The organism is Enterococcus sp. H57, assembly GCF_003112495.1.
GTDB lineage: Bacteria > Bacillota > Bacilli > Lactobacillales > Enterococcaceae > Enterococcus_B > Enterococcus_B faecium.
This window is the reverse complement of sequence record NZ_BEHC01000031.1, coordinates 1-20,681: the sequence shown is the minus strand read 5'-3', so window position 1 is coordinate 20,681 and position 20,681 is coordinate 1. Positions and strand designations below refer to the sequence as shown.

Here is a 20,681-nt window from a genome sequence, read left to right as displayed (position 1 = left end):
TACTGTTACTATTAATCAATTAGGCAAAAAAGCCAAAGTAATTTTTAGCATTTGTATAACTAATCGCTTGAACTAGACTTCCTAAAAGTTGTTCATCTTCAGGTGCTTCTCCTCGCATGACCATTTCGCCTAAAAATTCACAAAGAACACGACGGAAATATTCATGTCTAGTGTAGGACAGGAAACTTCTTGAATCTGTCAGCATGCCGACAAAATTCCCCAAAGCACTACCATCAGCAAATTGTGTCAATTGATCGCGCATACCAGCTCGAGTATCGTTGTACCACCATCCAGAACCTAACTGCAGTTTTCCATTCTGTTCTTTTTGGAAACAGCCCATCAAAGCTAAAATCGCAGGATAGTCATTCGGATTCAATGAATAAAGGATCGTCTTTGGCAACTGATCCGTTTCTTCTGCACGATTCAATAATTTTTGCAGAGGAATAGTCAAAGAAAGATCATTCATTCCATCATAGCCGGTATCGGGTCCTAATTTTTCCAACATTTGTGTATTACAGTTACGATAAGCATGGATGTGCAGCTGCATCGTCCAATTATGAGAATGATAGAAGTGGGTCAAATGTATCAGTGTTTCTGTACGATAAGCATCGATTTCATCTGAAGATAATAGTTTGTTAGCTCGTGCTTTTTGAAAAATCTCTTCTAATACTGTTTCATCCGCTTCTTTATAGCGTAAGATGTCTAAAGCGTGGTCGGAAACACGACATCCATGTTGATGGAAGTATTCTATCCGCTGCCCTAAGACTTCTATCAGTTCTTGATAGGTGGTGATCGTTTGGTCAGCTGCTTCTTCCAGTAGTGTGACCCATGCATTAAATCCTTCTTTTTCAATATTGAGTGCTTTATCTGGACGAAATGAAGGGAGAACCTTCAAATCTGGTTCTTCATGAGCAAGCAACTGATGATAGTGCAAGTCGTCTGCGGGATCATCTGTTGTACAAATCACTTCTACATTCGATTTTTTTGCGATTTCCCGACGGCGAAAATCAGGAGCTGCCAAAATTTCATTTGCTTGTGTCCAAATTTTCTCTGCATTTTCTTCATTTATCAACAAGTCAATACCGAAGAAACGCTTTAATTCAAGATGTGACCAACTGTAAAGCGGATTTCCGATAATTTTTGGTACGGTTTGACACCAAGCTAAAAATTTTTCAAAATCAGAAGCATTTCCTGTGATTTTTTCTTCAGGCACGCCGCAAGCTCGCATCAAGCGCCATTTGTAATGATCGCCTCCTAACCAAGCTTCTGTCAGATTGCTGAAATTGTTGTTTTCGTAAATTTCTTTTGGATCTAAGTGACAGTGATAATCAATAATAGGCATGTTTTTTGCGTAGGAATGGTAAAGCTTTTTCGCCCAATCGTCTTTTAATAAAAAATCATCAGATAAAAACATAAATCTTCCTTCTTTCTTTTTATACTGTTTTATGAAAATCAAAGTGTTACTCCGTTTTTAAAAATGGCAATTTCTCGAACGTCATTTTGTTCATTTTTCGTTTCTTCTCCACTAGCTACAGAGATGATTTTTTGAACAAACGATTCTAAGATTACTTCCATTGGTTGTTCTAATAAGACGCCTGCATTAAAATCCATCCAATGACCTTTACGTTCAAAAAGAGTCGTATTTGTAGATACCTTGACCGTTGGGACATATGAGCCAAACGGAGTTCCTCTTCCTGTGGTAAACAAGACCAACTGGCAATCTGATGAAGCAAGAGCAGAAGCAGCTACAAGATCATTTCCGGGAGCTTGCAACAAGCTAAGCCCTGGTTTTCTGATTTTCTCGCCATATTGCAGCACATCAACGACAGGAGAGCTTCCTGATTTTTGTGTGCAGCCTAATGATTTGTCTTCTAATGTAGTGATTCCACCTGTTTTATTGCCAGGAGATGGGTTTTCGTAAACTGGTTCCCCGTAAGACAAGAAATACTGTTTGAAGTCATTGATCAAGTCAACGATTGAGTCAAAAACTTCTTCATTTTCCGCTCGTGCCATCAATACTTGTTCTGCACCAAACATTTCTGGCACTTCTGTTAAGATCGTGCTGCCTCCTTGAGCAATCAAGTAGTCAGAAAATGCACCAAGTAAAGGATTAGCAGTTATTCCCGATAGACCATCAGAACCGCCGCATTTCAAACCGACATTCAACTTAGAGAGCGGGACTGGTATGCGCTGGTCATTTTCCGCTGCTGTTAAAAGCTCTTCTAATAGAGCCACACCTTGTTCGATCTCATCGTAAACATCTTGAGCCACTAGAAATTTCACTCGTTCTTCATCATATTCACCTAAAATTTTTTTGAATTCAGGAACTGTATTGTTCTCACAACCTAATCCAAATACTAAAACTCCTCCGGCATTGGGATGGTTTACTGCGTCCGCTAAAATTTCTCGAGTATTTTGATGATCTTTTCCAAGCTGCGAACAGCCATAAGGATGCTTTAAAATCGTAATATGGTCAAACTGTCCCAGATCTGGATGTTTTTCCTTGAACTGTTTGACGATCAGTTCAGCAATGCCATTCACACACCCAACGGTAGGTACTAAAAACAAATCATTACGAATCCCTACTTTTCCATTTTTTCGCAAGTAACCTTGAAATGTTCGGTTCTCAAAAGGGTAATGACTTGGATGGACATCTTTTTCATATCGATAATCCAATTCACCAGAAAGATTGGTTTTTACATTATGAGTGTGCAGCCATTGACCGGCAGTTACGTCTGTCGTCACATGACCGATTGGATAGCCATATTTGATCACGTTGTCTCCAGCTTTCAAATCACCCAATGCAATCTTATGACCTTGCGGGATATCTTCAAGAGTGGTGATCGTTTGCTGATCAATCGTCAGTTGTGTTTGTTTTGGAATAGGTGTTAATGCGACGACCACACTGTCTCGTCGATTTAATTTCATTGTTGGTTGCAGGGTTTCAAGCATGGACCATCGTTCCTTTCATTTCTTGTAATACTGACCGGACACCTTTTTGATCGATCTTTGCAGCTATTTCTTGAACTGTATCTGTCACATTCGGTATTTGAGACAAATCTTCTCCCCAAAGCGCAGCGTTTTGCAATAATCGAGGAATAGCTGTTCCATTATCAGACCAAGCATCAGTAAATTCGCTTATCGTCTTTTCATCATCATGTGGCTTTACTTGATCGCCTCGATACATAAGAAGTAGCGCAGCTAGTGAAACAGTGATTAACGGTGGTACCTGATTTTGTTCTTCGATATACTTCTTGAACACTGGAAGCAGACGGGTGCTGAACTTTGAAACACTATTTAATGAAATCGCTTCTAATTTGTGATGGGCAAAAGGATTCAAGAAACGTTCTTTGATTTGGTCAGCATAAATGGCTAATTCATCTTTAGGTAAAGAAAGCATAGGAATCAATTCTAGATTGAATAACTGATCAACATATGCGGAGAATAAAGGATCTTTCATTACTTCTTCTACAGTTTCCAATTCCGCCAACAAAGCAAGAGGGACCATCGCTGTATGCGGTCCATTAAGCAAATGCACCTTACGTTCACGATAAGGAGTCATATCATCTGTGATGATGACATTCAAGCCAGCCTGTTTGAATGGTAGTTGATTCTCCAATTCTTTAGGCCCTTCGATCACCCAAAGCATGAATGGTTCTGCTTTGACCATCAATTGATCTTCATAGTTATGCCGTTGATTGAAAACACCTGCATCTTCGCGAGGATAACCTGGGACGATGCGATCAACTAAACTACAACAGAAAACATTTTCTTTTTCTAACCACTCAACAAAAGCAGGTTCTAAATCCCATTTTTCTGCGTAGCGTAAAATGATTTCTTTTAGACGTTCGCCGTTTCTGTCAATCAGTTCGCAAGGAATGATGGTAAAGCCAGCTTTGTTTAATTTGAAACGTCGGTATAAAAAGGCTGTCAGTTTGCCCGGGAAGCTCTGTGGGGGAGTATCTGTTAAATTATCCGTCTCCACGAATTGGATTCCTGCCTCTGTTGTATTGGAGACGATATAGGCCAAGTCGTCATTTTCTGCTAGAGATAGATAAGCATCCCATTCATCATAAGGATTGATCATTTGTTCTACTACGGTGATAATCTCGGAAGTATCAACGATTTCGCCATTGCTGAGTCCTTGTAAAATGACCGTATATAAATTATCTTGCTGGTTCATCATATTTCCAAGACCTTGTTCTAAAGGTTGAATGATTGCAACATTACCTTTAAACAATTGTTGGTTATTCAGCTGCTGAATCTGCCAATCAATAAATCCACGCATAAAATTGCCTTCACCAAACTGAAGAACTTTTACAGGTGCTTCGTTTTTTTTCACTAATTCTTTTGTCAGTTTTTTCATATAAACTTCCTTTCTGTGTTATGCACACGTTAACATTTTTATATAAAATTACTTGTAGTTTACAAGTAATTGATCGACTCACGAAGGATCAACAAGGTGGAGAGCTCAATTTTAGATTGTTCGATCGTCCTGCCTTCGATCAAATCTAGTAAAAGCTTTGTTCCTTCTTGACACATTTCTTTCAAAGGCTTACGTACGGTGGTAAGCGGCGGATTGAGATAGGAGACGACTGGAGAATCATCGAACCCGATCAGAGAAATGTTCTGGGGAACACGGAGGCCAGCTAAATGTACAGCTCTCAATGCACCAATCGCTATGTCGTCGTTGCCGCAAAAAACCAGAGTAGGCAGGTCAGAAAGTGATAATAGGTATTCCATGTTTTGGAGGCCGCTTTCTAAGCTGTAATCTCCTGTTAAAAAATAGGCTGGATTGACAGGGATGCTCGCTTTTTTTAGACTTTTCAATACCCCTTTTTCCCGTTCTTTTGTCGAACGAAAATTTTTCTTTCCGCCAATATAAGCGATCTTCGTATGTCCGCATCCAATACCGTAATCTACTGCCTGCATAACACCGGCCGCATCATCGGCAGTGACGTTGATAACCGCTGGATCATTGATGTGACGATTGACAACAACGAAAGGAAATTCTTTTTCTTTGAGATAGTCGATGAAAGGCTGATCATCATCACTTTGACTCATAACGATCAGTCCATCGTAGCGTTGCAGGTTGATTTCTGTTAAATCAACAACATCGATACTTTCAACAGATAAACTGTAATTTGTGTCTAATACTGAATGGATGCCTGCAATGGAATCTGCTAGGAAATTTGATGAAGTTCCTTTATGCAAACTTGAGAAAAATAGTCCGATTAGATATTTTTTTTGATTCACTAAACCTTTTGCACTATAGTTTGGCGAATAATTCATTTCCTTAGCTAGTTGTCGTATTTTTTGTTTTGTTTCATTTTTTATTAAACTGCTGTTATTCAAAGCACGAGAAACTGTCGTATGAGAAACGCCAGCTGCTTTAGCGATATCTTTGATCGTTACCATTCCATCATTTTCCTTACTTTTTCACTTTTTGTTAACGCATTCATCATATTACGATAACTACGATAAGTCAATAGATCTTTGATATGAAAAGATTGCACACGTTAAAAATTACTTGGATTTTTATTTTTAATTATGCTATTCTTGAAAGCGGGGAATGCTCATTTAATTAGATGAGTATCAATTTTACAGAAAAATGAAAGCCTTTTATTTTAAAAGGAGGAGAGGAAGAAAATGAAGAAAAGTACAGTATTTTATAAAATATTTTTACCGATGTTTTTATTAGGAGCCGTACTTGTCATAGGATTTAGTTTATTCATTTACCAGAATACCTATGAATCGATCGAATCGAGTTATTTAACAGACAAAAAGAATTTGCTCAGGCAAGTTAAAACTAACGTTGAATGGAAAATTAGAACGATTGAATATTCGTTTTCTACGTATGGTTCGACCAAAAATTTCTCGGACATATTCAAGCATCCGCTGACATATACAGATTACTCCACTTATTCTGAAATCAGGAAAGAACTAAATTTTATAGAAACGATTGTTATGGATGATAATAATTATGATTTAGTCAGTTTGGCTGGTAAATGGGGAGTAATCAATGGATCGTTGAGTCAACTGACCGAAGAGGAAGTTGAAAAGTATCAACAGAAGTACATAAATAACAAAAATAATTTATTTTGGCAAAAGAAAAACAAAGGAATCGAAATGGTGATTTCTTTGCCAATGTTTGAAAAAGAAAAATATGCATTGGGAATTGCTACGATAGAGAAACATACAATAGAACAGGTTGTTGGTGAAAGTGGAGAAGACATACTTTCTATTGAAAACGAAGTTGGCAACCTTTTTACTACTCAGACAGTAAAAAATAAAGAGCAACCAACTGTATTAACGGACGTGGATCTAGATTACAATCAGCTGAAAGTGATAAGAGAAAAAGATAAAACGTATATAGTACTGAAATCAGATTATAATAATTGGATTTACAGATTAGAAGTTGACTCTAGTGCAATTGGCGCAATGATCCGCAATCTGAGAATCGGGCTAGTTGCAGTGTCTTTAACACTGGTAGGACTCATTGGTCTTCTTTCCTACTTATTTTCGGACAGATTTGCCCGTCCGATTTCTCAAATACAGGAACGTCTGAATCTTAAATCAAAAGGATTCAGTGGGAAAGAACTAGATTTGGTCGCTCAATCAGTCAGTCGGATCATAGGAGAAAAAGAAGCGTTAAGTGCACACTTAGTTACCCAAAAGCCACAGCTGGAAACGCTATTTGTACTTAGTTTATTTAGAAATCGAGTAGAAAGGCGAGAACTAGATCAGCGGTTGCAGCAATTTGGTTATAGTTCTCAAAATGACTGCTATTATACAGCTTTGGTTCAAATCGATCTGTTAGAAGATAGTCACGGTGGGGAGCGTGATTTGCTACTTTTAGCGATCAACAACATGATCACGGAAATTGTGCCAAAGGAAAATCGAATGCTGCCGATCGTTTTGAATGAAGAAATGCAAGCCACTATTTATCGAATGGATAAAGATGATGCAGAAGCAAGCAAAAAAGTCATGGAGTATTGCCGACTCATTCAAAAACGTGTAAAAGAATACTTGAATTTAACTATCAGTATAGGCATCAGTAACCGGTTCGAAACGCTGAATGAAAGCAAGCAATCGGTTGATCGGGCAAAAGAAGCCCTGTATTATCGTGTAAATACTGGTCCAAGTTCAATTATTTTTTATCAGGAAATCGTTCCTGCTGCTCATGAAAAAACACTTATTAGATATCCGATAGAAGAACAAAATCGATTGTTTGAAGCCATTCGTTCTGGAAATCAGGAAGTGAAGAATTTAGTACATGAATTGATTGATGCATTGTTTGCACAAAATAAAAATCCTTTGAGTCGGGAAGTAGTTTCGGTCCGCTTGATCAATGAACTCGTTCAATTAGGACAGTTATTGGGAGTAGATTCAAAAAACTTTGATAACATGAAACAAATTTATGTAAAAGCACTGAACAATTATCATCCCAAAGAACTAGAAAAACTTGTTTTAGAACAATTAGTTCTGCCAATCACAGAATGCTCTCAAGCAATCACTGATCATGAATTTAAAAATTTGTCGGAGAATATTATGCATATCGTCTACACAGAATATGATCGTGATCTGTCTTTAGATGTGATCGCTGATAGGTTGCATTATAACCCTAACTATTTAAGTAATGTATTTAAAAAGGAAACAGGAGAAAAATTTGGTGATTTTGTTCAAAATCATCGTTTAGAGGTAGCAAAAAAATGGTTGAAAGAGACTAACCTCTCCGTAAAAGAGATTGCAGAAAGATTGCAATATCGAAATCCGCAAAATTTTATTCGTTTCTTTAATTTATTCGTTTCTTTAAAAAGAAGGAATCGATTACGCCGGGAGAATATCGAAAAAAATATTTGTGAATCAAGAGGCTGTTTTTCTTGTGGACTGATTCAAGCAATAAAAGAGGACAGCAAAAAACAGCACTTCATGTTTTGCTGCTGGCTGATTTTATTGCCGCAGAATCAACAAGATAAACGCCGTTTAATCAAGAGGCTGTTTTTCTTGTGGACTGATTCAAGCAATAAAAGAAGTTAGAATAACCCTAGTATTTGTATTTATGGATAGTTAAATTTCAAGGCTAAGCACGCAAAAAGAACTGTGACAAAAGTCTTGTCACAGTTCTTTTTTACGAATAAATGGCGTTCAAGAGACAGCCTATCGACAATAAGGCATAATTTTGTGAAATATGGGAAGCTATTTTTCAAAATCGCTTCTTATTGCTCCTGTGGGTTACTCGTCGCAATGTTTGTGAGAGTTTTTATCATCGCTCAAGGCTGAACGTCTCTTTCACAACCTCTGATACACGGTGTTCCAGGAGTAGATTCTTCGAAAAATAAGCCGAAATTTCACAAAAATTTAAGAAGCAATTTTCGTAAATGCCTTCTTATTTCTTGAAGCTGACCACTTCTGACACAACTACCATTTTGCGTTCAGTACATAATCACCCTTTGACAGAACCTACGAGTGCTCCTTTGACAAAATATTTCTGAACAAAAGGATAAGCAATCAGCATAGGCACTGTTGCAATAACGATAACAGCCATTTTAACTGTTTGTGCTGGTGGAATCACATCAACGGCACTACTTTCTGCTTGCATCCCACTTGATACAATGACGATTTGGCGTAAAAGAATCTGTATCGGCCATTTAGATGAATCGTTGATATACAAAATAGCAGTCATATAAGTGTTCCAGTAAGTAACAGCATAAAAAAGCGAGATAGTAGCAATAGACGGTAACGCTAATGGCAGCATAATTTTGAAAAATACACCAAAATCTGTGCAACCATCCATTTTTGCTGATTCTTCCAAACTATCCGGCAAGGCTTGGAAAAAGTTTCTCATAATGATCATATTCATTGCATTAACAGCCACAGGCAGGATCATGGCCCAGTAAGAATTGACCAGCCCTAGAGAACGAACAACTAAGAACGTTGGAATCATCCCCCCGCTGAACAACATAGAAAATACCACAAGAAAGTTGACGAAACCTCGATCAAACAAATACTTTCTGGAAAGACCGTAGGCCATCAGTGAAGTTGCACACATACTGACGATCGTTCCGACACCTGTAACACCAATCGAAACAGCAAGTGCTCTAAAAATGGTCGGCGTAGAAAGAATGTAGCGATACGCGTCTAAAGAAAAGGTAGTAGGAAAAAGGATAAACTTTTTCGCGACGACTTCTTGTGTAGAAGCAAAAGATGTAGCGATGATATTTAAAAAAGGAACGATACAGATCAAAGCTAGCAAAATTAGAAACGTATTGTTGAAAAGTGTAAAACTTCTTTCTCCTATAGAGACTTTCTTTTTCATATAGATAGGCTCCTCCTCAAAATAAATTAAATGTTTCTGTTTCTATATGTTCAATTTATCATCGGTGAAAGATTACGTATATAATCATTTCCTATGCTAAGTGTCAGATAGAAAAAAATAGAAGGTTTGCTATGCGTAGTTTATTTGTGAAAAAATACACTTTATCGTTTTGCATAGCACAAAAATCATTGCTATGTAAGCGTTTTTACATACGATAAAAATGATTATATACGTAATTCAGATAGTTATCTATCATGAAGTCATAAGCAGCAAACATTCACAAAACTAAGGAGGGGCTTATGGAAAGTGTAAAGAAACAAGAACCATTTCAACTGACGCTATCGAAAAAAGAAGAAAAGCTCAGAAGACGAAAAAAAATAATTGCAGGAATCAAAACGAATAAATTTTTATATGTGATGATTCTGCCGGGAGTCCTTTATTTCTTGATTTTTAGGTATCTTCCTATGGGGGGACTCGTTATTGCTTTTCAAGATTATCAACCATTTTTAGGAATAATGGGAAGTCCTTGGGTCGGTTTCAAACATTTCATTCGTTTGTTTACAGAACCGACATTCTTTACATTATTAAGAAATACGTTGATTTTGTTCGGATTAAATATCTTCGTGTTTTTTCCGATGCCAATCATTTTGTCTTTACTATTAAATGAAGTAACGAACAAACGATTGAAAAACGGGATTCAAACGATCATTTACATCCCTCACTTCATGTCTTGGGTAATCATTGTTTCGATTACTTATGTATTTTTGAATGTTGACGGAGGGGTATTGAATGAATTCCTTGCAACAATGGGATTTGAAAAAATCAGTTTTCTAACATCCCCTGAATGGACACGCACAGTATATATCGGACAAGTGATCTGGAAAGAGTTGGGCTGGTCTACGATCATCTATCTTTCAGCGATAACTGCAGTCGATACACAGTTGTATGAAGCTGCAGAAATGGATGGAGCAGGACGCTTACGCAAAACATGGCATGTTACATTGCCGGCAATTCGTCCAGTAATCATTACCTTGCTGATTCTAAAAATCGGTCAGACATTAGACTTAGGGTTCGAGCATATGTACTTGTTATTGAATTCATTGAATCGAAGCGTTGCAGAAATTTTCGACACCTATATTTATACAGCTGGATTGAAGAATGGACAGTTAAGTTTCAGTACAGCAATGGGATTGTTTAAAGGGGTCGTAGGATTGTTTATGGTAATTTTAGCTAATAAGATTGCCAAAAAGCTAGGAGAAGACGGCGTTTACTAAGATAGAAAGAGAGGGAAAGATATGCTGCAGTCATTAGATAAAATAAACGGAAGGCTAAATCGTATTTTACAGTTGGTTTATTTGAATTTTCTGTGGGGCGGTTTAGTCATCGCAGGTTTGGGAGTTTTTACTTTCGGTCCTGCATCGTATGCGATGGTTGCAGTGATTAGAAAATGGCTGCGCTCAAAAGAAACGTTTCCTTTGACGAAAACGTACTTCACATATTTTAAAGAAAACTATCGTGAAACCTTGCTGATGAGCTGGATATATGGCGCCATCGGGATTGTTTTACTTGTGGATCTTTCTTTCATACACAATTGGTATCTTAGGATCGCTTTGTATATTGCTGCGTTCATATATGTGCTCTCAGCACTCTATATTTTCCCAATCATGGCTCATTATGATTGGAAAGGATATTTTTTCAAAATGAAAATGGCATTTTTATTCGGATTCTCACATCTTCATTACTCATTAGTGTTGATATTAAGTATGGTAGGGATTTATCTGATGATCATCCAAACAATGCCAGGTGTTTTAACCTTTATCGGTGGTAGTCTCTTCTTTTCCGCAGTCACGTGGACAGCAAATTCTATATTTTGCCATTTGGAATGGAAGAACTCATATACAGAAAAAACAGAAGAAAACAAAAATATTATTAAAACAGTGAAGGAGAAAATTTATGAAAAAAGCAACGCTCGTAAAATTAGGTCTTAGTTTTGCAGGAATTCTAGCACTTGCCGCATGCGGCAGCAGTTCAAGTAACAGTTCTTCAGAGACAGAAGATGGAAAAGCTAAAATCACTTGGTTAAATATTTTGCATCATGCTTCACCGCCTACAGACACGATTGTGAACTTGATCGAAGAAAAAACCGATACGGAACTGACATTCAACTGGATTCCTGATGCTTCAAAAGAAGAAAGATTAACAACTGCATTGGCTTCTGATGAACTAGGAGATATCGTTACACTTCAAATTGCGATGTTGAAAAACTCTTCTGTCCGCAATGCGTTAAAATCAGGCGTATTCTGGGATGTATCAGAATATTTAAAAGACTATAAAAATTTAAGTCAAATTTCTGAAGATAGAATCGAAGCTGCGAGTATCGACGGTGCCTTGTACGGCGTACCGATACAAAAAGACTACGCTCGTGCTGGCTTAGTCATTCGAAAAGACTGGTTGGATAATCTAGGACTAGATGTTCCAACTACCATGGATGAGCTTTATGAAGTAGCTAAACAATTTACAGAAAACGATCCTGATGGAAATGGTGTGGACGACACAGTTGGTTTTGGCGATCGTGCGCCTAGTGATATTCGTTATACCAGCTTTAAACTGTTCACTTCTTATTTTGGAGCACCAAATGGCTGGGCTGTAGACGATAATGGCAAATTCACTCCAGAATTTGATACAGAAGAGTATATGAAAGCTTTGAATTTTTCAAGAGATCTATTTGAGAATGGCTATTTGGCACAAGACTTTGCAGTTACCCAAAAGACTGATCAGCAAGAACAATTTGCACAAGGAAGAACTGGAATCTACACTGGAATGGTGGATATCAAGAATCTGAAGACGATGGGTCAAGGTATTCAAGATGATATGGAATTAGTGCCTGTAAACAAGATCTCAGATGGTGAAGGCGGCGGTTATCATGTTTGGTCAGAAGGAAATGGTATTGGCGGCTTGCTAGCATTTCCCAAATCTCAAGTAAAAGACGAAGCACAATTGAAGAAATTACTTCAATTTGTTGATGATCTTTTAGAAGAAGATGTGTATAAATTGATGACTGGCGGTATCGAAGGAACGCATTATGAATTGAATGATGATGGTTCTATCGAATTTATCGATATGGATCTTTGGCAACAAGAGGTGCAACCGTTATCAAGCTCTCGTCCTAGTGAAGTGACGTTCTCTTTCAAAGATACAGACCCTGAAAAAGAATTCTCTAATCAATTGATCAAAGAAAATGAAGAATTTGCTGTAATGGATCCTTCTGTGCCATTGGATTCACCGACGAACAATGAAGTAGGATCAGAAATTGAAAAAATCGTCATTGATGCTACGGTGCAATACATCATGGGACAGCTTGACGAAGATGGATTCAAAAAAGCTGTAGAAGACTGGAAAGCACAAGGAGGCGATCGAATCACACAAGAGTACGAGGAAGCATACAAAGCAGCGGCACAGTAATATAGACGATTGGGACAAATACTTCTTGGTATTTGTCCCAAATCCTATTTTAATTTTTAAAGGAGAGCAAATAATGGAAAACTGGTCAAAGAAATTAGCAAAAAGTATCATGGAAAGAACACCTCGCTTATATGAAGAAAAGTGGTATAAAGGAAAATGGTCTTATGACTATGGCGTCGTACTTAAAGGGTTCCAATTACTTTGGGAACGAACCCAAGAAAAAATTTATTTTGACTTCATAAAAGACAATATCGACTATTTCGTGCAAGAAGATGGAACGATCCGTGGCTACAGCGTTGAAGAATACAATATCGACCATGTAAATACAGGAAAGCTTTTCTTTTTATTGTACAAAGAAACAGGCGAAGAAAAATATAAAAAAGCAGCAGAACTCCTTTCCCAGCAGTTGGCAAACCATCCACGCACATCCGAAGGAGCTTTTTGGCATAAAGAAATTTATCCTTATCAAATTTGGTTGGATGGCTTATATATGGGTTCTCCTTTTTATGCTGAATTTATCCAGAATTTTAGTGAAGAAAAAGATTACCAAGATGTTTTGAGACAGTTTGAAATCAGTTATAAACATCTATTCGATCCAAAAACAAATTTGCTGATTCATGCATGGGATGAAAAGAAGGTCCAACCATGGGCTGATCCAAAAACAGGTCTATCCCATCATTTTTGGAGCCGATCGATTGGCTGGTATTTGATGGCTGCAGCAGATACCTATGAATTACTTCATGAAGAAACAGATTGTTCTTTGCTGAAAGAAATTCTAGAAAAGACACTGGCTGCATTACTTCCATATCAAGAAGAAAACAGCGGGACATGGTATCAAGTAACAACAGAAACAAAACGGAAAGGAAATTATCTGGAAGCTTCCGGCAGTAGTATGTTTGTTTACGCAATGGCTAAAGGAATACGTTTGGGCCTGCTGAACAAAGAAGAATGGCTTCCACAAGTGAAGAAATCACATCAAGGATTACTTGATGAATTTGTTCTGGAAACAAAAGAAGGCTGGCTGAACTTGAATAAAAACTGTCAAGTAGCAGGGTTAGGCGGAGCAGATCAGCGAGATGGTTCATATGCTTACTACATCAGTGAACCAATTATTTGTAATGATCAAAAAGGCGTTGGTGCATTCTTGCAAGCATTGATTGAAGTGGAGGCATTATAAATATGTATGATATTTTGACATTTGGCGCATCAATTGATGAATTGAATACTGAAGCAATACAACAAGCCATTGATGCTGCAGCAAGTGACGGAGGCGGGACCGTAGTTGTTCCAGCAGGTGAATTTCTAACAGGAGCTTTATTTTTAAAAAGCAATGTCGAACTTCATTTAAGCGCAGGAGCGGTTCTGAAATTCTCTGACGATCCAAAAGATTATCCTGTTGTTCATTCACGTTGGGAAGGAGTCCATCGAAAAGTTTATGCTTCCTGTATCTATGCTCAAAATGTAGAGAACATCTCTGTCACTGGTTTCGGTACATTAGATGGAAATGGAAAAAAATGGTGGCATACTTTTAGAAATGAACCAGATAATCTCGCTTATCCTCGTCCTAAATTGATGAGTTTCCATAACTGTCATCGAATTACTGTGAAAGATATTAAATTGATCCAGTCACCAAGTTGGACGATCAACCCGATTCTTTGCAGTAATGCAACGTTTGATAACTTGACGATCTTGAACCCAGCGGATTCACCAAATACAGACGGAATTGATCCAGAATCATGCAAAAATGTACGTATTAGTAATTGCCATATTGACGTGGGAGATGACTGTATTGCAATCAAGGCAGGGACTGAAGATACGTACGAAAGGATCGCTTGCGAAAATATCACGATCACAAATTGCACGATGGTCCATGGACATGGCGGTGTCGTATTAGGAAGTGAAATGAGTGGTAGTATTCGTAATATTACCATTTCAAATTGTATCTTCCAAGAAACTGATCGAGGAATACGATTGAAATCTAGACGAGGTCGAGGCGGGATCGTTGAAGATATTCGAGTATCCAATATAGTCATGGATAATGTGATGTGTCCATTTATACTGAATCTTTATTATTTCTGTGGTCCGCGAGGGAAAGAACCGTACGTATGGGAAAAAACGGCTTATCCGATAGATGAGCGGACACCAGCATTCAGAAGGATCCATTTTTCGAATATCACGGCAAGGAATGTCCATGCTTCTGCAGGATTTATTTATGGATTAGCAGAACAGTTTATACAAGAAATCACATTTGACAATATTGATGTTTCAATGGCCCAAGATGCAGTTCCCGGTGTCCCTGCTATGATGACAGGGATAGAGGAAATGAGCAAGCAAGGATTTTACATTGGCTTTGCAGGTAAGGTTTCCTTTAACCAGATGTCGATTGAAAATCACGAGGGACCAGCATTTCTATTAGAAAATACGAAAGAAATCAGTATTGAGAAATTCCAATCAAATCAATCAGAAAATATGGATGAACTGGTTGTTCGTAAAAACTTTGCTTATGCAGTTGAATGATTTTTTAGGTGCTCCATCTAGCAGACGTACCCCTAGTGGAAAACGATTATACCGAGAAAAACAAAACGGTTTTATGCTTGAATACTATCAATTGTACTTAAATGAATTGGAAACAGTACCAGCCCTCTATGCTTATCCAGAAAAAGAAGGACCGTTTCCGACGGTCCTTTACCTGCATTCTCACGGCGGAGATTTTTCAGTCGGGAAAAGTGAATTGATCCATGGTGCTCCTTACTTAGCTTCTCCATCTTTTGCAGAAGTACTGACAGGAATGGGATATGCTGTTTGGTCGATTGATGCTTGGGGATTTGAAGAACGCGGAGGTATTTCTGAAAGCGAGTTGTTCAAACAATTTTTATTAACAGGAAAAACGTTATGGGGAATGCGTATTTATGATGTGATCAGCTTGATCGATTATTTGGAGACAAGGGAAGACACAGATACTCAACGGCTCGCAACGATTGGTCTTTCTATGGGAGGCTTATTAAGCTGGTGGGTGGCAGCATTGGATTCTCGTGTCAAAGTTTGTATTGATCTAGCGGCACAGGTGGACATCGAAACACTTTTGCTACATCGCCGCCTAGATCATCATGGGTTTTATTACTATGTGCCAAATCTATTGACAGCTTATACAACGTTAGCAATCCAAGAAAAAATCGCTCCGCGCCCTCGTCTTAGCTTAGTTGGAAAAAACGATACGATGTGCTTGGACGAAGGCGTACTGAAGCTGAGAAAAGGGCTGGACAAAAAGTATCAATCAATGGGTAGTCCAGAAAACTTTTCTTCTTTTTCTTTAACAGGCGGTCATATGGAAACACAAGAAATGAGAAACATTTGGAAACAATTCATAAGGGAGCATTTATGAGGATGAAAGACAAACTGATAATTGGAAAGAATGCTATAGATACCCCGACGGATTTTGAAACTATCCAAGAAGGAATCGATTATTTGGCAGGCCTGCCGGATAGCCATCCAAAGGTCTTGATAGTAAAAGAAGGAAGATATGATGAATATATAGAAAGCAGATTATCCAATTTTAAACTTGTGGGAGCAGGAACAGTAGTTATCTCCGGTAATCGTTTTGCAAAACAGGAGTATCTTGACGGTAGCCAGTTAGGGACTTTCCGAAGTGCTACTTTTTTCTTAGAAGGATCGAATGTCGTATTAGAAAATCTTCACATCGAAAATACAGCAGGTCCAGGAGAAAAGGTAGGACAGGCTGTTGCTTTATTCAATTCAGGAGATCGCGTATCTTTAAAAAACTGTCGACTATCTGGTTATCAGGATACCTTATGCACGGGTCCGTTGCCTGATTTGCAAAAAGATGGTACTCCTTTTTGTACACCGGCTTCTGCCAATCCTGAGTATTGTCGTCAGACCTATGAATATTGCTGGATTGAAGGAACGGTGGATTTCATATTTGGTGGGGCAGATGCCGTTTTTCATCAGTGTCATATCCATAGCTTAGCCAGTAAAAATCCTGGATACATCACAGCAGCATCTACGCCGAAAAATCAAAAAACAGGGTATCGTTTTGAAAGCTGTACCTTGACTGCAGAACCTGATACTAGAAACGTCTATTTAGGAAGACCGTGGCGTCCGTATGCAAATGTCTTATTTGAAGCGTGTAAGATAGGTGGGCATGTTCACCCAACTGGTTGGGATAATTGGGATGACAAGAAAAATGAACAGACTGTCAAATTCTCTGAACATAATAACAATTATGAAACATCGATCAAAAGACCTGAATGGATACATTTAGAAAAGCAGGGGGTTCAGAAATGAAAAGAAAATGGGAACTATTGCTAGGAATGGTCGGTGGCAGTCTATCTTTGATTTTCTTTGGCGGGTTAGCAGTTACTTTAAGTAATATGTCTGCGTCAGAGTTTAAAAAAAGTTATCAGTCGCTTGCTGTAGATCATCCAACTTTGTCTTTAGAAAATACATTTGGATTATTACAGGACATGACTGGTCTGTTTGCCGTTGTGTTGTTTATTTCACTTGCTTTTTTAGCAGTAGCATTGTTTTTGACTGCTAAAGGAAAATACTTAACAACTGCCACTGGTTTGTATTTTATAACAGGATTCATATTGTTGATTGGCACTCAGTTTATTGCGTTTCCTTTTGCATTTTTTTATTTCGCAGCTGGGGCATTCAGTTTATATCGAGTAAGAATGAGAAAAGGAGCCTGAATCATGCAGACTATCAAAGTGAAAAATCCTATTTTAAGAGGATTCAATCCAGATCCTAATATATTAAGAGTGAAAGAGCGGTATTACATTATTGTCTCCTCTTTTGAATGGCTTCCAGGAATCCGAGTATATGAGTCGAAAAATTTAGTCAACTGGTCACATACAACGGATATTTTGACCACTCAAGTATCTTTGCAAGGAAATCCTACAAATGGAAGTATATGGGCGCCACAGATCAGTTATGCTGATGGATTGTTTTATCTTGTTTACACAGATGTCAAAAGTGCAGGCCGTCCGTTTAAAGATGTCCACAATTATTTGATCACTGCATCTGAGATCACAGGTCCTTGGTCCGAACCAATTTATTTAAATAGTAACGGCTTTGATCCTTCTTTGTTCCATGATCTTGAAACGGGAAAAAAATGGCTTGTCAATGAACTATGGGATTATCGTCTGGACACACCGAATAAATCCAGCGGTATCGTATTACAAGAATATGATGCAGAGAAGAAGAATGACGGTGAAGATTGCTTATATTTTTGTTTCATACATTGTTTATGGGATTTTTCTCTCAACAATCAATATCCCGTATGGAGCAATGGCAGCAGCAATTAGCTCAAATCCTAATGACCGCACCTCGTTGTCCACTTTCCGAAGCATTGGTTCTGCGATTGGCGGATCAACTACAGGATTCTTCATTCCGATTTTAATGTATACCCATAACAAGAGTGGACAACAAGTCGTTTCAGGGAATCATTTCTTTTGGATTTCAATCGGATGTGCTGCAATTGCATTTGTCGCATATATGTTAACTTGTAAATTGACTACTGAAAGAGTAAGAGTTGTCAAAAACGAAAAAGTATCTGCTTCTCAGTTGGTAAAAGGTTTGTTAGCTAATCGAGCACTGATTATTTTAGTCATTGTTGACATTTTCATTGTGATCAATCAGATTTTAGCTGGGACGAATATGACTTATTTATTCAATGATTACTTCCATAATAAACAAGCAATGTCTGTTGCTCTTTTATTTACTTACGGAACAGTAGTAGTTTTAGCACCATTTGCTACAAAGCTGACAAAATTATTTGGTAAAAAGGAAGCAAGCGTATTTGCGTTACTTGCTTCTTCATGTATGTACTTGCTGATGTATTTCCTTCATATAACAAATGCATGGGTATATCTGATTCTTTTATTTATCGCTACTTTAGGATCTGGTTTATTCAATTTGATGGTCTGGGCATTCATTACTGACGTGATTGATTATCATCAATATAAGACAGGCTTAAGAGAAGATGGAACAGTATATGGAGTAAATTCTTTTGCGAGAAAAGTAGGACAAGCATGTGCAGGAGCGGTAGGCGGATTTATGCTGGCACTCATTGGTTACCAATCGTCTACAACAGGTGGAGCCATCCAATCAGTTTTAGTACAAGAAAGGATTTATACGATGGCAAACTTGTTACCAGCATTCTGCTTATTTGTATCCGCAATCATTTTGCTAGTAGGTTACCCACTGAATCGTTCAAAAACTGTATTTATTGGTGAAGAATTGAAAAAAATCAATGAAAGATAGGGAGAAACGTATTGCGGACAAAAAAAGGGATTATCAATGCTTTGAACTTTAAAACAAACGACACTCAACAAGATGATACAATAATACTGCAAAAAGCAATCGATCAAGGTGCGAAAGAACACTTACCTGTATTTATTCCAAAAGGCATTTATTTAGTCGGAGCCCTTTTTTTAAAAGATAAGAGTCATCTTATCTTTGAAGAAGGTGCAGTCCTCAAGGGGAGAACAGATATCGAAGCATTTCCAGAAATCGATACACGAGTAGCCGGCGTAGAAATGAAATGGCCAGCAGCGATTTTGAATGTTCTCTCGGCGAAAGATATTCTTATAGAAGGAAAAGGAATAATCGACGGTCAAGGAGACCATTGGTGGGAGCTGTATTGGGGAAAAGATCAAAAAAGCGGGACAAGAGCTGAATACGATCAAAAGGGACTTCGTTGGATTGCGGATTATGCTATTAAACGTCCACGCGCTTGTTTACTGTATCATGCAGAACATGTTGTTGTTCGTGATTTGATTTTTCAGAAATCAGGTTTTTGGAACTTGCAAATCACTTATTCTAACGATGTATTAGTAGAAAAAGTAATCATCCGCAACAATGATGGACCAAGTACAGATGGGATTGATATTGATTCTTCAACAAATGTGCGTGTCTATGAATGTGATTTGGCCTGTGGTGATGATTGTATTGCTATTAAGTCTGGCAGAGATGGCAATGGTGCAAGAGTCAATCGAAAATCATCAAGAATCGAGGTTGCTAGATGTAAAATCCGTTCAGGATACGGTGTAACTATTGGTAGCGAAGTTAGTGCTGGAGTTAGTGACGTATATATTCACGATATCGATTTTTTTCAGTCAGACTGTGGTATTCGAATGAAATCTTCAAAAGAAAGAGGGGGAGTGATCGAAAATATCAGGGTAGAAAATCTGAATATGATTGATGTACAATTCCCTTTTTCTTGGATAATGGACTGGCATAATGAATACAATAGAAAAAATAGCAATGACCTTGCTCAAATGCCAGAAAGTTGGCAAGCAGTGGCTGAAGAAATACCTGAATCAAAGCAAATGACGAAAGTCAAAGACATACACATCAAAAACGTACAGGCATGCCTTTCTCCAGGTTACTCACTTCCTTCCCGAGCTTTTGATTTAGTAGCATTTCCTGAAAAGCCTATAGAAGATGTCTGCTTTTCTCATTGCCAAATAACTGCAAAAGAATTCGGGCGAATCGAAGCAGTACAAAACTTATGTTTCAAAAGCTGTGATTTATCTATAGAAACTGGCAATACAGCTGCAAACAATACTTTTGACAATCGTTGAAATTATAATAAGGTCAAGCTTAAATAATATTTTAGCTTGACCTTTATCTTTTTTAATGATATATTAAACAACGTTGTCGCGCTTCATTGAAACATTTTATGAAAATTCCAAAAAAGAGTTGACACATGTTTTTAGACGTGATAAGATAACTAAGTCGTTAAAAAGAACCACTTGCGAAGCTTGATTCTATCGAAAAAAACTCCAAAAAAGTTCTTGACAAATAACAAACGATAAGTTATGATAAATGAGTTGCTGAAAGATTTCGAAAAACGAAATCGAAAAAACTTTTAAAAAAG

At 37.8% G+C, this 20,681-nt stretch carries 14 protein-coding genes and 3 pseudogenes; 12 read left to right on the top strand and 5 right to left on the bottom strand.

Going from position 1 to position 20,681, the window contains the following annotated elements; translation table 11 throughout:
- Positions 1–19: 19 nt before the first annotated feature.
- From uxaC to DIZ30_RS07015, 4 genes are read right to left on the bottom strand one after another with little or no spacing between them, the layout of a single operon-like run.
- Complete coding sequence (gene uxaC, locus DIZ30_RS07030) at positions 20–1,414, bottom strand: glucuronate isomerase (RefSeq protein ID WP_002286000.1); 1,395 nt, start codon at positions 1,412–1,414, stop codon at positions 20–22.
- A gap of 38 nt (positions 1,415–1,452) precedes the next feature.
- Positions 1,453–2,952, bottom strand: a complete 1,500-nt coding sequence (locus DIZ30_RS07025) for a UxaA family hydrolase (RefSeq protein WP_002297749.1) — start codon at positions 2,950–2,952, stop codon at positions 1,453–1,455.
- Complete coding sequence (locus tag DIZ30_RS07020; RefSeq protein ID WP_002286004.1) at positions 2,945–4,366, bottom strand: tagaturonate reductase; 1,422 nt, start codon at positions 4,364–4,366, stop codon at positions 2,945–2,947. The genes DIZ30_RS07025 and DIZ30_RS07020 overlap by 8 nt, the downstream gene beginning before the upstream one ends.
- A 59-nt stretch (positions 4,367–4,425) precedes the next feature.
- Entirely contained in the window at positions 4,426–5,418 is a 993-nt protein-coding gene (locus tag DIZ30_RS07015; RefSeq protein ID WP_002286006.1) for a LacI family DNA-binding transcriptional regulator, read from the bottom strand.
- A 231-nt stretch (positions 5,419–5,649) separates the two neighbouring features.
- Here DIZ30_RS07015 and DIZ30_RS07010 point away from each other — a divergent pair.
- A pseudogene (locus DIZ30_RS07010) lies at positions 5,650–7,865 on the top strand (helix-turn-helix domain-containing protein).
- A gap of 581 nt (positions 7,866–8,446) precedes the next feature.
- On the opposite strand, the gene DIZ30_RS07000 reads toward DIZ30_RS07010, so the two are convergent.
- Positions 8,447–9,319 carry a carbohydrate ABC transporter permease gene (locus tag DIZ30_RS07000; RefSeq protein WP_109023160.1) on the bottom strand — a complete coding sequence of 291 codons (873 nt, stop codon included), beginning with the start codon at positions 9,317–9,319 and terminating at the stop codon, positions 8,447–8,449.
- A gap of 299 nt (positions 9,320–9,618) precedes the next feature.
- On the opposite strand from DIZ30_RS07000, the gene DIZ30_RS06995 reads away from it, so the two are divergent.
- From DIZ30_RS06995 to DIZ30_RS06945, 11 genes and pseudogenes are all read left to right on the top strand, one after another.
- Positions 9,619–10,593, top strand: a complete 975-nt coding sequence (locus DIZ30_RS06995) for a sugar ABC transporter permease (protein WP_002286009.1) — start codon at positions 9,619–9,621, stop codon at positions 10,591–10,593.
- A 21-nt stretch (positions 10,594–10,614) separates the two neighbouring features.
- Positions 10,615–11,307, top strand: coding sequence for a YesL family protein (locus tag DIZ30_RS06990; RefSeq protein WP_002286012.1), 693 nt, complete (start codon positions 10,615–10,617; stop codon positions 11,305–11,307).
- Complete coding sequence (locus tag DIZ30_RS06985; protein WP_002286015.1) at positions 11,273–12,781, top strand: extracellular solute-binding protein; 1,509 nt, start codon at positions 11,273–11,275, stop codon at positions 12,779–12,781. Before DIZ30_RS06990 ends, DIZ30_RS06985 begins: the two co-directional genes overlap by 35 nt.
- Before the next feature lie 73 nt (positions 12,782–12,854).
- Positions 12,855–13,958: a glycoside hydrolase family 105 protein gene (locus tag DIZ30_RS06980; RefSeq protein WP_002286016.1), complete on the top strand. Its 1,104-nt coding sequence runs from the start codon at positions 12,855–12,857 to the stop codon at positions 13,956–13,958.
- A 2-nt stretch (positions 13,959–13,960) separates the two neighbouring features.
- The gene (locus DIZ30_RS06975; protein WP_002324619.1) at positions 13,961–15,298 is read left to right on the top strand and encodes a glycoside hydrolase family 28 protein; all 1,338 of its coding nucleotides are present in this window, start codon (positions 13,961–13,963) and stop codon (positions 15,296–15,298) included.
- On the top strand, positions 15,285–16,163 hold the full coding sequence (locus DIZ30_RS06970; protein ID WP_016627941.1) for a dienelactone hydrolase family protein: 879 nt from the start codon (positions 15,285–15,287) through the stop codon (positions 16,161–16,163). The genes DIZ30_RS06975 and DIZ30_RS06970 overlap by 14 nt, the downstream gene beginning before the upstream one ends.
- A complete protein-coding gene (locus DIZ30_RS06965; RefSeq protein ID WP_109023159.1) occupies positions 16,160–17,083 on the top strand; it encodes a pectinesterase family protein in 924 nt (307 codons plus the stop codon). Before DIZ30_RS06970 ends, DIZ30_RS06965 begins: the two co-directional genes overlap by 4 nt.
- Entirely contained in the window at positions 17,080–17,490 is a 411-nt protein-coding gene (locus DIZ30_RS06960) for a DUF4064 domain-containing protein (protein WP_002307990.1), read from the top strand. Before DIZ30_RS06965 ends, DIZ30_RS06960 begins: the two co-directional genes overlap by 4 nt.
- Before the next feature lie 3 nt (positions 17,491–17,493).
- Positions 17,494–18,003: pseudogene (locus tag DIZ30_RS06955) on the top strand (family 43 glycosylhydrolase); the annotation flags it as partial.
- A pseudogene (locus DIZ30_RS06950) lies at positions 17,990–19,063 on the top strand (MFS transporter); the annotation flags it as partial. The pseudogenes DIZ30_RS06955 and DIZ30_RS06950, both read left to right, overlap by 14 nt.
- Before the next feature lie 11 nt (positions 19,064–19,074).
- Positions 19,075–20,385, top strand: coding sequence for a glycoside hydrolase family 28 protein (locus tag DIZ30_RS06945; protein WP_002294496.1), 1,311 nt, complete (start codon positions 19,075–19,077; stop codon positions 20,383–20,385).
- Positions 20,386–20,681 lie beyond the last annotated feature (296 nt).